This window comes from Streptomyces hesseae (assembly GCF_031845785.1).
GTDB classification, from domain to species: domain Bacteria; phylum Actinomycetota; class Actinomycetes; order Streptomycetales; family Streptomycetaceae; genus Streptomyces; species Streptomyces hesseae.
Genome location: NZ_JAVRFI010000005.1, coordinates 65,295 through 79,635, shown reverse-complemented (window position 1 = coordinate 79,635; position 14,341 = coordinate 65,295). Strand labels below are relative to the sequence as shown.

Annotated in this window: 11 protein-coding genes and 1 pseudogene; 1 reads left to right on the top strand and 11 read right to left on the bottom strand. The window is 70.1% G+C overall.

Features of this window, described 5'->3' with window-relative positions; translation table 11 throughout:
• Positions 1-142 precede the first annotated feature (142 nt).
• The 9 genes and pseudogenes from RM609_RS10385 to RM609_RS10345 all read right to left on the bottom strand — a co-directional run bounded on the left by RM609_RS10385 (position 143) and on the right by RM609_RS10345 (position 9,295).
• Entirely contained in the window at positions 143-1,012 is an 870-nt protein-coding gene (locus tag RM609_RS10385) for a class I SAM-dependent methyltransferase (RefSeq protein ID WP_311609829.1), read from the bottom strand.
• A 125-nt stretch (positions 1,013-1,137) separates the two neighbouring features.
• Entirely contained in the window at positions 1,138-2,790 is a 1,653-nt protein-coding gene (locus RM609_RS10380; RefSeq protein ID WP_311609826.1) for an AMP-binding protein, read from the bottom strand.
• The gene (locus RM609_RS10375) at positions 2,787-3,062 is read right to left on the bottom strand and encodes an acyl carrier protein (protein ID WP_311609824.1); all 276 of its coding nucleotides are present in this window, start codon (positions 3,060-3,062) and stop codon (positions 2,787-2,789) included. The genes RM609_RS10380 and RM609_RS10375 overlap by 4 nt, the downstream gene beginning before the upstream one ends.
• 73 nt (positions 3,063-3,135) lie before the next feature.
• On the bottom strand, positions 3,136-4,344 hold the full coding sequence (locus RM609_RS10370) for a ferritin-like domain-containing protein (protein WP_311609822.1): 1,209 nt from the start codon (positions 4,342-4,344) through the stop codon (positions 3,136-3,138).
• A 93-nt stretch (positions 4,345-4,437) separates the two neighbouring features.
• Positions 4,438-5,448, bottom strand: a complete 1,011-nt coding sequence (locus RM609_RS10365; RefSeq protein ID WP_311609820.1) for a cytochrome P450 — start codon at positions 5,446-5,448, stop codon at positions 4,438-4,440.
• A 256-nt stretch (positions 5,449-5,704) separates the two neighbouring features.
• On the bottom strand, positions 5,705-6,574 hold the full coding sequence (locus tag RM609_RS10360; protein WP_311609818.1) for an alpha/beta fold hydrolase: 870 nt from the start codon (positions 6,572-6,574) through the stop codon (positions 5,705-5,707).
• 662 nt (positions 6,575-7,236) lie between these two features.
• Positions 7,237-7,664, bottom strand: a pseudogene (locus RM609_RS10355) (transposase); the annotation flags it as partial.
• Positions 7,658-8,128: a GNAT family N-acetyltransferase gene (locus RM609_RS10350; protein WP_311609815.1), complete on the bottom strand. Its 471-nt coding sequence runs from the start codon at positions 8,126-8,128 to the stop codon at positions 7,658-7,660. The gene RM609_RS10350 and the pseudogene RM609_RS10355, both read right to left, overlap by 7 nt.
• Before the next feature lie 297 nt (positions 8,129-8,425).
• A complete protein-coding gene (locus RM609_RS10345) occupies positions 8,426-9,295 on the bottom strand; it encodes an arylamine N-acetyltransferase family protein (protein ID WP_311609813.1) in 870 nt (289 codons plus the stop codon).
• A gap of 732 nt (positions 9,296-10,027) precedes the next feature.
• On the opposite strand from RM609_RS10345, the gene RM609_RS10340 reads away from it, so the two are divergent.
• Positions 10,028-11,437, top strand: a complete 1,410-nt coding sequence (locus RM609_RS10340; protein WP_311609811.1) for an MFS transporter — start codon at positions 10,028-10,030, stop codon at positions 11,435-11,437.
• On the opposite strand, the gene RM609_RS10335 is transcribed toward RM609_RS10340, so the two are convergent.
• Together RM609_RS10335 and RM609_RS10330 are read right to left on the bottom strand one after the other, a co-directional pair.
• A complete protein-coding gene (locus tag RM609_RS10335) occupies positions 11,414-13,426 on the bottom strand; it encodes a helix-turn-helix domain-containing protein (protein WP_311609809.1) in 2,013 nt (670 codons plus the stop codon). The genes RM609_RS10340 and RM609_RS10335 overlap by 24 nt on opposite strands.
• 142 nt (positions 13,427-13,568) lie before the next feature.
• On the bottom strand, positions 13,569-14,336 hold the full coding sequence (locus RM609_RS10330; protein WP_311609807.1) for a DUF6182 family protein: 768 nt from the start codon (positions 14,334-14,336) through the stop codon (positions 13,569-13,571).
• Between the last annotated feature and the right edge of the window lie 5 nt (positions 14,337-14,341).

The following is a 14,341-nucleotide window of genomic DNA, read 5'->3' as shown; positions in this document are numbered from 1 at the left end:
GTCTCCCATCGGCGCCGGCGGGTCGGGCGAGCGGGCTTTCCGCCGCCCGGAAGGTGGCATGCTGTTCGGTCTGTCCGGCCTTGGCGGATGGATCGGCTCCCGGATGTTCGTCACTTCACGCGCACGGCGTGTTCCCTTCCTCTCAGCGAGTCCCGCCGCCGCGGCTCGACGCGTTGGACGCCTGTGATGTCAACCGGGCGTGGGCACCGAACTGCGTCGGCCCGTCGACCTGCACTCCGCGGGACAGGACGAGGTCCCGGAGGCGCTGTGGCAGGGCGTCGTCGAAGCGGAGGTGGTCCGGCACCGTGACTCCGGCGTTACGCAGCGGCGTCGCGATCTCGCGGCAGGTGGTGCTGAGCCAGTTGAGAACCGCGGGATCCCCCGAGCGGCCCGCGAGGGGCGTCCAGGTGGCCACCTCCGGCTGCCGGAGGCCGGCGTCGAGGAACGTCCGGGTGAGGCGGGGGCCGAAGTCGGGGACGGCGCCGGTCGCCAGGAAGGGGCCGGGCCACAGCGCGTAGTACTCGTCCCACTCCGGCAGCGGCGGACGCGACGGCGACGCGTTGGTGAAGTCCATCTCGTGCATGACGACGATCCCGTCCGGTTTCAGCAGGGACGTCAGACGGCGCAGCGCGGACGCGGGATCGGGCAGGTACATCAGGATGTATCTGCCGACCAGGACGTCGAACTTCTCCGGCCAGGTGAAGTCGGTGAGGTCCGCGACTTCGTACCGCACCGAGTCCACGAGGCCCGCTTCCCGTGCCAGGATCCGCGCCTTGTGGACGCTTCCGGGGTCACGCTCGATTCCCACGACGTGTCCGCCGGGCCCGACCAGTCCGGCGGCCAGCAGGGAGACGTATCCCAGTCCGGCGCCGATGTCGAGGACGCTCATCCCCGGACGTACTCCGGCCGACCGCAGGGTGCGTTCGGTGAACGGCGAGATCGCCTCGTTCTGCGTGGTCAGCCTTTGGTGCTCGCTGTCGGAGTGACCGAGCAGGTATGCGCTGTGCGCCATGAAAGGCCTCCAGGGCCGGTCATGCGGGGAGTCTCCCCACGGCAGGTGGCCAGGGGGCTCCGCGGTGTCTGCGGCACGTAGTGCCCTGTCGCGGACAGGTGGTGTGGTCCGGTGTGCCGGGTGCGTCATGCACCGGAGGGGGACATGCGGGTGTCCGAGGGTGGCGGGCGGCGCAGAGCCTTGCCGCTGGAGGTGCGTGCGATCCTGCCCCGTCGCACGAACTCGATCGTGTCGGGTGTGATGCCCAGCTCGGCCACGACACGTGCGCGGATGCGTTGCGTCGTGGCACGACGGCTCGCCTCGTCGTGCTGCGTCGTCTCGACGACGAGCCCGAGCCGGCCTCCCTCGTCGCTCCAGATCTGCTCGGCCAGGACGCCGTGGACGGGGAGGCCGGGTGTGTCCCGCACGACCGCCTCGATGTCGCTCGCCCAGTGGTTCGCGCCGAAGACGATGATCATCTCTTTTGTGCGGCCCACGATGTACAGCTCGTCGTCGTGCCACAGGCCCAGGTCACCGGTCGCCACCCAGCCGCCCGGCAGGAGGACGCGACGGCTCTCCTCGGGGTGGTGGTCGTACCCGGTGCTCGTGACGGACGCCCCCCGGACCTCGACGGCACCGACCGTGCCGGGCGCGGCCGGTTCGCCGCTCGCGGTGGTGAGCCGGACCTCGGTACGCCGCACCGGCGTTCCCACGCTGACCAGTTCGCGATACGGCCCGGCGCCGGAGGGCACCGGTACGTACCGGCCCCGGTTCAGTTCGTCCCGGTCGGCACGAAGCACCTTGGCCGGGCGGCCGAGCGGGGGGAAGGCGACCGCCAGGGTCGCCTCCGCCAGTCCGTAGGCCGGCAGGAAGACGTTCTCGGACAGTCCGGCGGGCGCGAAACGCTCGATGAAGGCGTCCTGAAGCCGTCGGTCGACCGGCTCGGCGCCGTTCACCGCGATGCGCCAGCGGGAGAGATCGAGGCCGGCGGGCGGCGCCGCGTCGCGCCGCAGGACGTGGCGGTAGCCGGAGTCAGGAGCCATGGTGAAGGTCGCTCCCAGCCGCCCCATGGCCCGGATCCAGTCCTTCGGACTGCGCAGGTAGTCCTCGGGCGTCAGCAGATGGATGTCGACGTCGTGCAGCAGCGGTGTCAGGAAGGAACCGATCAGGCCCATGTCGTGGAAGAGGGGCAGCCAGGTGCAGCCGACGTCGGTCCCGGTGAGCCGTGTGCCATGGGCGATGGCCTCCACCCCGGCCGCCACGTTGCCGTGGCTGAGCACGACGCCCCGCGGCTCGCTGCTCGTCCCCGACGTGTACTGGACGACGGCCGGGTCCGACGCCGTCCGCGCGACGTGGGCCGCGGACGGCTCGGCCACCTCCGGCACCAGGAGGACGTCGAGCGGGCGGGCGCCGTCGGACAGTCCCGGGCCGAGCAGCGGGAGCATGGCCGGAGCCGTCAGCACGGTCCGTACCCGAGAGCGGCGCAGGGCGGCGGAGGTGCGCCGGAGGTAGGCGTCGGACGACCCGAAGGGCGCGGGGCCGGGCAACGGCACGGCGACCGCGCCTGCCGCCAGCACGCCGAAAAAGGCGCGCGCGAAGTCCACCGACGTCGGCAGGACGAGGGCGACCCGTTCGCCGGGTTGCACCCCGCGCGACAGCAGCCCCGCGGCCACGCGCCCGGCCTCGGTGTAGAGGTCGCTGTAGGACAGCGCGTCGCCGTCCTGGCCCCGGCGCAGCACGTGCATGCCTCGCCCGGATCCTTGTGCGGCGACGCGGCCGAGCGCAGCGAACAGGGTCACGACAGCGGCTCCGCGCCGACCTCCGCGATCACCTTGGCGATCGCGGCCGCGAACTCTCGCACGGTGTTCGTCTCGAAGACGATGCGGTCCTCCACCTCGATGTCGTAGTGCTGCTCGATCTCCAGCACGATCTGCAGTGCGTGGATCGAGTCGAAGCGCTGCAGGGAGCGCAGATCGGTGTCCACGTCCACCTCCTCGACCCCGATGCGCAGTTGCTCGGCGACGAATCGGCGGACAGTCTGTTCGATGTCGGTGGTACTCGTTTGTGACATGGCGTGGTGTTGTCCTGTTCTGTGAGGCCGACGCGTCGGGGGCGCGGCGGGAGGCGGACTCCGGGGCTGATGGTCAGCGAGCGCCGGGCCGGCGGGCCAGGTCGCGCAGCTTGGCTTTGATGTCCCGCGGGGTCTCCAGCGAGTCGTCGTCCGCCAGGAGCCGGACGATCGACATCACCTTGGCGTCCGCGGTGTCCACCGAGTCGTGCTGGATGGTCTCGATACGGCGGATGCCGGCCGTGGATGTGGAGTGTGGATAGAACATGCCCGCCGGGTGCTTGACGCCATTGCTACGGTCCGCGAGCCAGATGTACGCCATGCGCAGCGCGGCGGTCCGATGGGCCGGATCGCTGTCGCACAGTTCCCGCATGAAGACGGAGAACGCACGGCAGTGCCGGGCCTCGTCGCGGGCCAGGAGCCGCCAGATCTTACGGATCACCGGCTCCGATATATGGGCCGCGAGCGCCTTGTAGAGGGCGGACGCGCGTGACTCCGAGATCACGTTCATCATGAGCGTGGCGGAGCGCACGTCGCCCTGCGGATACGGCTCTCGTTTGTAGAGCGCGTGCTTCGAACGGAGTTTGACCCCGATCCGGTCCAGGTAGCGGGCCTGGACCAGTGAGTGCCGGGATTCCTCCGCACCCCATTGCAGTGCCCAGGAGGAGAAGCTGACCTCGCCCTGCCATTCCCGCAGGAAGTTGTGGGCGCCGGGCAGGGTGCCGAACTCGATGACGGCCGCCTCGGTGAGGAAGTCCACGGTCCGTTCGTCGAGCATGCCGTGCTCGATGCGGTCCAGGTCCACCTCGGTCCAGTCCCAGCGCGTCGTCTCGAACCAGTCGAAGATCTTGTTGAACGTCATGTCGAGGTAGTAGTCGGTGTAGAGGTCGTCCGTCATCAGCGCGCGGTGCGCTCGCAGGGCCAGTTCGACCGAGGTGGTGAACCCTTCGGGCGCCACCGCGGCGCGCCGCACGATGTCCTCGACGTCCAGTGCTTCCGCCCAGCCGGGAACCGGTCCTGCCGTATCGGGTCCGACGACGTACACCCGGGTCCGGTTGAACCTTGTGTGCGACCGCAGTGCCCGGACGGCGGGCAGCGGCTCGGCGTCCGCGCCGATCCACACCGCCGCGAGCTCGGTTGACGGGTCGAACTCGTGCAGGTAGCGCTGCCAGTCGGCGTGTGCCGGCCGGTCCACGGTGACGTCGCCGAAGGTGGGGACGGCGAGCCGTTCGGCAGGGGAGATGGCAGTGGTGGGTGCCAGCAGGGCGATGGTGGGCGGGGGCACGGAGGGCGTCCTCTCTGTTGGTCTGCGCGGGCCGTCGGCGAGCACCTTGCCGCGCGGTGCGTGTGGCTCGGCTCCGTGAACGTGCGTGCCGCGTCAGCGTGGCCTGGGTCCTGCGGCGGGGCCGAGGAGTATGGGCAGCGCCTCGATGCTGTTGCTGACGAACGAGGGCACGGGCCGCACGGTCCACGTGTCGGACGGGGCCGGCCGCACGTCGGGGAACCGGGTGAAGAATCCGGCCAGCGCCGTCTCCAACTGGAGACGGGCCAGGTGGAACCCGATGCAGAAGTGCGGGCCGTGCCCGAAGCCGAGGTGGCCGGCCTGACGCCGGCGGACGTCGAAGAGTTCCGCGTCCGGCCCGTGGTGCTCCGGGTCCCGGCCCGCCGAACCGAAGGACGCGAGGATGGCTTCTCCCCGGTGGATCGTCTCGCCGCCGATGACGACATCCTCGGTCGGATAGCGCATCGGGAACTGGTTCACTGCGCCGTTCCAGCGCATCGTCTCCTCGACCACCGCGCTCCACGGGACCTCCCCGGCGCGGGCGGAGGCGAGTTGCTCGGGGTGGGTGAGCAGCGCGTGGCAGGCGTTGACCAGTACGTTGATGACGCTCTGGTGGCCGGCGAAGAACATCAGCAGGATCATGCCGTGCAGTTCGCTGTCGGTGAGACGGTCGTCTCCATCCTGGCGTGCCGTGAGCAGGGCGCTGATGAGGTCGTCCCTGGGGGCGTCGCGACGTTCCGCGACGATCTCCCGGAGCAGCGCTTCGATCCGCCCGTCGATCTCCAGTACCTGTTCGGGGGTGTTGTTCGTACGGGTCTGCATGCCGGTGAGCACGTGCAGCAGACGCCGCTTGCGCCGCGGGACCCCCAGCAGGTCCGAGATGACGGTGGTGGGGATGGGGTAGGCGAAAGCCTTGCGGAAGTCCACCGGCCGGTCCTCCGGCCGTGTGGCGAGCTGGTCGAGGAGCCCGTCGACGAGGTGTTCCACCCCCGGGCGCATGGCCTCCACCCGTGCTGGGGTCAGTGCCTGGTCGACCAGTCCGCGCAATCGCCGGTGATCCGCGCCGTGCGAGTTGATGACGCTGTCGGTCGCGACGAAGCCGATCAACGGCCACCCGTCCGGCACTTCGCCACGGGCCGCTGCCCCCAGTGCGTGATCCCCTTGGCGACCCTGGGATCCGTCAGCACTCGGCGCAGGTCTTCATGATGCGGAATCGCCCACGCCCGCACCCCGCCGGGGAGTTGGACTGGCACGGCTCTCCCCGTCGCCCGTAGGCGGGCGTTCTCCGCGTGCTGATCCGAACCGTTGACGTCCAGCGCGAACGGGCACCGGGACGCCCGGCCGGCGCTGTGCTCAGTCGACTTCACTTCATCTCCACATCGGGAAGCACGGGGTGCTGGGACGACTCGTCCGCCAGAAAGCGCACCACGTCGGTGCCGAATTCTTCGTACGCTTGAAACAGAAACCCGTGCCCGGTACCGGGATAGATCTTCAGCACTGAATGAGGCACATGTGACGCCAAGATGTTGCTCTTTTCCGCAGCGACCATGATGTCGAGTTCGCCGTGTGCGACGAAGGTCGGTTGCGTGATCGCCGCAAGCTCCCCGACGGCCAGCGGATCACGTGCGCCCCAGGCCTCCGCGGCTTCCAACTGGGCCCGCCAGGAGGTCTCGGTGACGCCGCCGGCAGGGCCCACCCGGCGTCGGGACAGGCGGCGGATGTACTCGATGCCGTGTGCCCGGCCGACTGCGGTCGGAGGGAAGAACAGGTGGATGATGTCTTTGGCGCTGATCAGCTTTTTGCTTATGATCGACCGTACCCGGCCTCCTGCGGCGTTGTCCTCGCCGAATCCGCGTGGCGCGGTTCCGGCGAGTATCAGGCGGCGTACCAGGTTCGGCCGGAAGCGCGCCAATGCCTGCGCCACATAGCCGCCCAGCGAGAACCCGAGCACATCGACGCTGCCCAGTCCCAGTGACGCCATGAACTCGGCGATTCCCTCCGCCATGGCCTCGACCGTGCTGGGGGTCGTTCCGTCCGACAAGCCAATACCGCGGTTGTCCACGACGATCACCGTACGGTTTGCCGCCAGCCTCTGGAGCAGGGCCGGATCCCACATGTCGATGCTGGCCCGGAAATGCGACAGGAGCAGCAGGGGCGGATTCCCCTTCTCACTGCCGAACCGGACGTAGGCGTAACGACAGCCATCAGGGGAACGGACAAAGCGCTTTTCCATGAAAAAACCTTCGTTCGAGCCCGGGGAATGCCCAGCAGGTAGCTGCGGCACGGTCGAAACGAACACGGCATGTCGAGGCGCGCGATTGATCGGAGGATCAGGCGGAACAATGCCGGGCGGAAGAATACCGAAAGGCTCTTCCTGCTCCCTGACTCGCCGGTGCGGGAAAAGCAACTGCACTCCGTGGGCCAACGCCGGACACAGTCACTGTTGACGTCAACGGCAGTCCCACGCCCCCCTCTCTCCCCTTGCGTTGCCGTTTCGGTCAGATTCGGCGGTCCACGTCAAGAGATTCCGCCGCGTCTCGCTTGTCGCAGGACCCGGTACCGACTATTTGCCTAATTGCCATAACGCGAGTAGCTCTTGGGTGATCGGATCGTAGCCGCGCTCTTCTTTTAATGTCAACGATCAGTGTCGGCCAGCGGGGAGGATCGATCCGAGTTCTGGCGATAGCGGTCGCCGGAAGCGTCGGACAATTAGCCTCGATCGTTCATGAGGGACCGTCAGCTTGTTGGCGGACCCTTTGTGGTGAGTGTTGGCGGGGGTTTTAGGAGTCTGGGCGGGTTGATGGCCCGGTTGTCGCGTCGGGTGTGCGCCGGGTTCCACGACTCCGGTCGGGGTGGTGCTGCTTGCAGGGACGGGAACGTGCTGGTCAGCCGGAGGTTCGGGAGGGAGTGAAGCCGGTCCGGGGCATCGGTGATCACGTCGGTCCAGAGCCAGTTCCTGACCAGGCGGAGGTAGCGGTGGCAGCTGCTGGTGATGAGCTGGGCGGCGGTGGAGAACAGCCGAAGCCGCAGGCGGCGGGGCTCCCGGAGCCGGGCCTTGCCGGTTAGGGCGAGCGGGGGACATCCAGGCGAGCAGATCGAGGGGCGATCTGGATGATCTCCAGCCAGATATGGTTCCGCACGGCGCCGTGGAGGGACAGGTTGCGCAGGCCGGTGGCGCGGGCGGCGCGGATGCGGTCCTCGACCGGGGCCCGCTGCCGGTGGCGCAGTTCGAGGCCGGCACCTTGAGGACGGCCTGGTGGATGGCGTCGGTGATGGCCATCCCGCCGTCGTCGGCCGGGCCGGCGTCGCCTGATGCTCAGCCGAGTTTCTTGCGCATCTTCACCGAGGTCGTCTCATAGCCGAGCGACTCGTAAAGGCCACGCGCGCTGGTGTTGAACCCAAAGACGCTGAGACCCAGCGTATGAGCGCCCTGCGCCCGGGCGTATTCCTCGCCGAGGAGCATTGCCATTCGTCCGAGGCCCCGACCACGCTTGTCGGCGTCGATCACGATGTCCCAGATCCACCAGGCGCCGGCGTCATCGCTCGTGTCCGGTCCGATCCAGAGATAGCCGACGGTTACCCCGGCATCGTCGACCACGTCGAAGACCACATGCTCCGGGGCAGGTGTACCGGACGGAAAGGAGCGAGCCATGCTCTCGTCCGCATGCCGGTAGGCGTCCTCGGGCGTCTGCCCCAACGCAATGAGATCCTTGGCGTATTCGGCTCGACTGCGCTCCAGCCAAGCAGAGAAGTGTCGGGCGTCCAGGGGGCGAAGGATTACAGGCACCAGCCCAGCCTCCCACACCACCGACGCCGGAGTGATGCCGCCCCGGACCAGAGGTCACGGCACATCACCAACAGGGCAAACGTTGCCTGCTATGGCACTAGATGAACAGTTCCGAGGGCACGGCGGGGCACTTCCAGCGCTACGAGTCGTACCAGCCGAAGCGAGACGGGCAGCCTGTACCTGTGCATGCTCGACCAGGCCGCCGGCCACCGGAACGGGGTCTCGATCCGGCGGCCGTAGCGGTGGAGCGGCCCCGGCGAGGGCCGCTGACGCCAGCACTCCTCGCCGTCCGGTCTCTCAGGTCCGGTCGAGTCCGTCGCGGAGCCGGGCCAGGTCCTCGGCGCTCACGGTGATGCCGAAGTCCTCCGCCAGTACGCGTCCGAGGTCGTCCGGAGCGATCTTCCGCTCTGTGTACGAGCCGTCGGGCCGGAAGGTCGTCCATGTCGTCGCGTCGAGCCGGTGGTGGCGGTCGGCGCTGAACTGCTGGACGAAGGGGCGCTGAACGAAGGGGGAGCGCGGGTGGGTGGAGACGTAGTGGCTGCCGACGACGTAGTCGATGGGGTACTGGGGGTTCAGGGTGAAGGTGTGCCGGTCCAGCCAGCCGTTGTCGCGGCGCTGGTGCAGCCACCAGTCGTCGAAGCCCTGAGCCCCGGGACGCCGCTCCAGTCGGAACCCCCACCCGTCGAACTCGGCCTCGGTGCCGTCGGCGAGCTCGATCGGTTCCAGCGGCCCGCAGCCGAAGCCGACGTCGCACAGCCACAACCGCTCGTCGTCGGCCGCCGTCACAGCCAGCAGCGCGTGGGTGGCGGGCAGGATCTTGGGGGAGCCGAGCGTGACGCGTCCGCTCATCGCCGTGAACCGGAACCCCAGCCGCTCCAGAGCCGCCGCGAACAACGTGACGTGCTCGAAGCAGTAGCCACCACGACCACCGCGCACGAGCTTGCCCTGGACGGACGCGAGATCCAGCAGGACCGGAACGCCCAGGACGGGGTCGAGGTTCTCGAACGGTATCGAGGTGACGTGCGCCCTTTGCAGCCCGCGCAGCGCGTCCAGCGTCGGGGCCCGCTCCCCGTGGTACCCGATGCGCTCCAGATAGGCGTCGAGGTCCAGGAGGTCGCCGCTCCAGTCGTAGGCGAGGTTCATGTGCGTTGCGCTTCCTTCGTCCATCAATCGATCATCCATCAGCCGATCGAACGTAGTGACGACTGTATGGGGCGTGCCCGTCGCGGGGTATCTGTTTACAGTCGGTACGGGCCTCGGTCATTGGTCCTAGGGACACGGTCCGATATGCCCGGTGGGCCCCGGCAGCCCCAGGTGGACCCAGCTCAGCACCAGCCTGGCATTCTCGCCCGGCAGCGCGAACTGCATGCCGAACAGGACCCTCGGGCGCCTCGGAGTCCGGCGGTGCCAGCGCCCAGAACGCGTTTCTCGGCTCTCGGGTTCCGATGCCGATCAAGAACAAGTCGCCGTGATGATCGGCCGGCAATGCCCGGGAGCTTGCTGGGCACCTGCCCGCGAGGTCTTGTCACCGAACTCTGCCCGTGCCGAACCAGCATGCCGCGACTGGCTGGGATGCGACGACTTCCGAAACGCCGGCCGAGTGATCATCCGACCCGGCACACCAGTCCGCTCCGTACCCGAATGCCGGAGTTCAACGCTCCGTAGTCAGCACGGGAGCCAGTACCGAGGCATTAAACCCTGCTAATCACGACAAGTCGCCTCGGTGATTCACTCATGCGAGTTGGGATTGGTGAGCGGCTCTCTCCGCCCTCTCATGGCCTCCCCGCACACGCCCCGCCCCCGAACTGTGTCCCCCGACCACATAGGTCCCTGACCTGCCGCTTCCTACCCTGTGGCGACGCAATGACGCGCCCCTCCCTCCACCCGGAAGCGGTGACAATGACCACCTCCTCGCCACGCCCGCCAACGCCCAACTCGCTCCCCAGGATCGTCGTCGCCAGCCTCATCGGCACCACCATCGAGTGGTACGACTTCTTCCTCTACGGGTCCGCGGCCGCGCTCGTGTTCAACAAGCTCTTCTTCCCCGGCTCCGATCCGCTCGTCGGCACGTTGCTGTCGTTCCTCACATACGCCGTCGGGTTCGCCGCGCGGCCGTTGGGAGCGCTGGTGTTCGGGCACTTCGGGGACCGGCTGGGGCGGAAGCGGCTGCTGGTGACCAGCCTTCTGATGATGGGCGGTGCGACGTGTGCCATCGGGGCGTTACCGACGCACGCCTCCGCCGGATCACTTGCCCCCGTCCTGCTCACCACGCTACGCCTCGTGCAGGGATTCGCTCTGGGGGGTGAGTGGGGTGGGGCCGTGCTGCTGGTGGCGGAGCACGGGGATCCGCGGCGGCGGGGGTTCTGGGCCTCGTGGCCGCAGACCGGCGCGCCGGCCGGGCAACTGCTGGCGTCGGGCGTGCTGTCCGCGCTGACGACCCTGCTGCCGGACGAGGAGTTCACGGCGTGGGGCTGGCGGATCCCGTTCCTGCTGTCCGGCGTCCTGGTGGTCGTGGGCTTGTGGATCCGGCTGTCCGTGGACGAGTCACCCGTGTTCAAGGCCGCGCGGGCACAGGCAGAGACGCGGCGACGGGACGTCGGTACGCGCGAGCGGATGCCGGTCGTCGCCGTGCTGCGGGACCAGTGGCGGGACGTCCTGGTGGCCATGGGCGCGCGCATGGCCGAGAACATCGGCTACTACGTCATCACCGCCTTCGTCCTGGTCTACGCGACCGAGCACACCCACCTGCCCAAGCAGACCGCGCTCAACGCCGTACTGATCGGCTCCGCCGTGCACTTCGCCGTCATTCCCGCCTGGGGCGCCCTGTCGGACCGCGTCGGGCGACGGCCCGTGTATCTGCTGGGTGCGGTGGGCGTCGGGGCATGGGCGTTCCCGTTCTTCGCCCTCGCCGATACGGGCTCGTCCTGGGCGCTGGTCGTCGCCGTGACGGTCGGGCTCGTGTTCCACGGGGCCATGTACGCGCCCCAGGCGGCTTTCTTCTCCGAGATGTTCACGACCCGGGTGCGGTACTCGGGGGCCTCGATCGGGGCGCAGTTCTCGTCCGTGGCCGCCGGCGCCCCGGCTCCCCTGATCGCCACCGCACTGCTCGCCGAACACGGCAACGGAACCCCGGTCGCCCTGTACGTGATGGCCGCCGCGGCCCTGACCGTGGTGGCGATCGGCTGTGCCCGGGAGACGCGCCACCGCGACCTCTCCGACGGCCGGGACGAGCACGACCAGGACGATGCAAACGATGAGAACGACCAGAACGGGCGCGGCACGCCCTCACTCGCCCCCGAGCGCCGGTGAGATCCGGTGCAGGCGCAGCGCGAGCTGGATCTCCAGGGCGCGGGCGGGCGACTGCCAGTCCGCGCCGAGGAGGCGGCCGACCCGGTCGAGCCGCTGCGCGACCGTGTTGACGTGCACGTGCAAGGCATCCTTGGTGCGGGCCGGACTCATGCCGCAACGGAAGTAGGCGTCGAGCGTGGAGACGAGGTCGGTGCCGCGCCGCGCGTCGTAGGCGACGACCGGCCCGATCGTCCGGCTGACGAACCGTCCGGCCGCCCGTGCGCCGCCGCCGGTGCCGGTCAGCAGCAGGCCCACGAAGCCGAACTCGTCGGCCGCCGCTCCCTCGCCGCCCCGGCCGAGCGCGTGGAGCACCTCCAGGCAGCGGCGGGCCTCGGCGTAGGCGGCGGCAACCCCCTCGGGACGGGCGGCGGGCGCGGGGACGGGCGTGGAGGCGCCGACGGTGACGGGGGAGTGGACGGCCTCACCCAGGCGACGGGCGATGCCGCTCGCCTTGACACCGACGCCGTCCTCGACGCCGTCCTCGGGGCCGTGCGGCAGGAGCAGCACGGCCCCGCCGTCACGGGCCACCGCCAGGCCCTGCTCCGTAGCGGCCAGGTGGGCGGCCGCGGCCCACAGCCGCTGCCGGTCGGCGGGGGCGTCGGCGGACTCGTCGGCGATGCGGGCGGCGAGGACGACGTGGGGGGCGTCGAGGTCGGCGCGCAGACGGGCGGCGCGCTCGCGCAGGAGGCGGGGCGCCCGGCCGGGTGCGTCGAGCAGGTCGTCCAGGAGCTCGCCCCGTACGCGCTGTTCGGCCTCGCTCGCCGAGCGCCGGGCCAGGCGCAGCAGCGCGGTGACCATGGCGGCGCGTTCGAGGGTCCGCCGGTCGGCGGAGTCGAGTCCAGGGCGTTCACGTAACCGGATCGCGCCCAGCAGCTCGTCGCCGGCGGACACCGCGGCGACCCAGTCGTCACCGTGCCGGACCGCCCGGCCCTCGGCGCGGGAGTGCTCGACGGCGGCCGACGGCCCGGTTCCGGTGGCGGGTGCGAGGAACTCGGCCTTACCGCCGAGGACTTCGGCGACGGTCTCCAGGACGTCGGGGACTCCGCCGCCGCGCAGGACGAGCTCGGTGAGCCGGTCGTGGATCTCGGCGGCGCGCTCGACGGCGGCGCTGCGCTCGCGGACGATCGCGTTGGCGGCTTCCAGATCGGCCAGCGCCGAGCGGGTCTCCGCGAGGAGGTCGGCCGTGTCGATGGCGACCGCGGCGTGGGCGGCGAAGGACGACAGCAGAGCGATCTGCTGCTGGTCGAAGACACGGGAGCGGCGGTCGGCGGCGAAGAGCACGCCGATGACGCGGCTGCCCAGCCGCAGCGGGACCCCGAGGATGGCGACGAGTCCTTCGTCCCGCACGCCGGAGTCGATGGCCGCGGTGTGCCGGAAGCGGGGGTCTCGCAGATAGTCGTCGGTGGCGTACGGGCGCGCCGTCTGCGCGACCAGCCCCCCGAGCCCTTCCCCCATGCCGAGCCGCAGCGCCTGGAAGCGGGCGGACACCGACCCGTCGGTGACGCGCATGGAGGTGTCGCCGACGGCCGCGTCGTTGAGGGTGAGGTACGCGGCGTCGGTGCCCAGCAGCGAACGGGCGCGCCGGACGATGGCCCGGAGCACCTCGTCGATGTCCCGCAGTCCCGCCAGGTCGTGGGCGGTGGCGAAGAGGGCCGACAGTTCGGCTTCGCGCCGCCTGCGGTCCTCCAGCTCCGCCCGTACGCGCAGCGCGAGGAGCCGGGCGTGCTCGGCCGCGGTGAGCACGCCCGGCGGCGCCCCCTCGGCGCGGGCGCGCAGGACGGGCCGCTCGTAGACGTCGGCGGGGGCGCCGTTCGCGAGGAGCTCCAGATAGGCGGCGGAGGCGCAGCCGACCGGGCAGCCGGCAGGGGCGGAGGCAGGGGTGCCGGCGCGGCCCGGAGGACCGGCTTCGGCGCACTCGTGAACCTGCTCGTGGGTCTGGTCGTCGGGCATGACGGTATCGTCGTGGATCCGCCTCAACGAGCGGTCCATCCACCGTCGATCGTCAGAGTCGTCCCGGCTCGGGTGCGACGAGAGGATTGAGCACCTGTGCCCGGTCGGTACGACGCCGGCCCGCCCGCCGGGCGGGCCGCTGTCATCCCCCGGCCGTGCTCAGCCCCGCGGCGGCCATCAGACGGTCCGGGAAACGGGCGTCTGTGACGACACGTACCTGCTCGAGCTCCCCGAGCACCCCCGCCAGCCTGGGCAGGAAGCGCACGGTGAGCCGGTCACCCGGGGCGATCAGTCCGTCGAGCACGCCTTCGGCCAGCACGTGATTGAGGTGCACCAGCGCATCGGCGACAGTGCAGTCGGCCGCGGCCAGATACAGCACGCGATGGGCGGGCGGGCGATGCGTGGACGGGCGATGCGCGGACGAGTGGATTGCCGGGCGCGGTGCCGTGGGGATCTCGACGGTGATCTCGGAGCGTCCGGGGAGGCGGGCGGAGCCGGTGAACAGTCTGAGGAGCCTGCGGAGGCTTGTCGTCGCGGCCGCGGGGGCCGGCGGCGTCCAGGCCGCGGACGCGTCGTCGGCGATGCCGGCGAAGGAGAAGCGGTCCTGTAGGTGGAGCGGGTTGCCCGCCAGGAAGATGGTGCGGGTGAACGACCGCTGCCAGGCCTCGGCCTGTACGGGGTCGAGTCCCAGGGTGAAGCGGCAGGTCGAGCGGATCCACTGGGCCAGGTCGAAGCGGTGGACGACCGCGGCGACCAGGACCGCCTCCTCGCCGCCGGTCGTCGTGATGTCCGCGCGTGCGGCCAGTAGCCCTTCGAGGGTGGCCAGGTCGTGCCGGGTCGCGAGATCGGGACGTACGGCGGTGAGCCGGGCCGCCGCGATCTCGCGCAGGTGGTGTTGGACCGGGTTCACCGGGT

Excerpts from the sequence above, each read along its gene's own strand:
- RM609_RS10385 (WP_311609829.1), bottom strand. The coding sequence starts at position 1,012 with ATGGCGCACAGCGCATACCTGCTCGGTCACTCCGACAGCGAGCACCAA.
- RM609_RS10375 (WP_311609824.1), bottom strand. The coding sequence starts at position 3,062 with ATGTCACAAACGAGTACCACCGACATCGAACAGACTGTCCGCCGATTC.
- RM609_RS10360 (WP_311609818.1), bottom strand. The coding sequence starts at position 6,574 with ATGGAAAAGCGCTTTGTCCGTTCCCCTGATGGCTGTCGTTACGCCTAC.
- RM609_RS10345 (WP_311609813.1), bottom strand. The coding sequence starts at position 9,295 with ATGGACGAAGGAAGCGCAACGCACATGAACCTCGCCTACGACTGGAGC.
- RM609_RS10340 (WP_311609811.1), top strand. The coding sequence starts at position 10,028 with ATGACCACCTCCTCGCCACGCCCGCCAACGCCCAACTCGCTCCCCAGG.
- RM609_RS10335 (WP_311609809.1), bottom strand. The coding sequence starts at position 13,426 with ATGCCCGACGACCAGACCCACGAGCAGGTTCACGAGTGCGCCGAAGCC.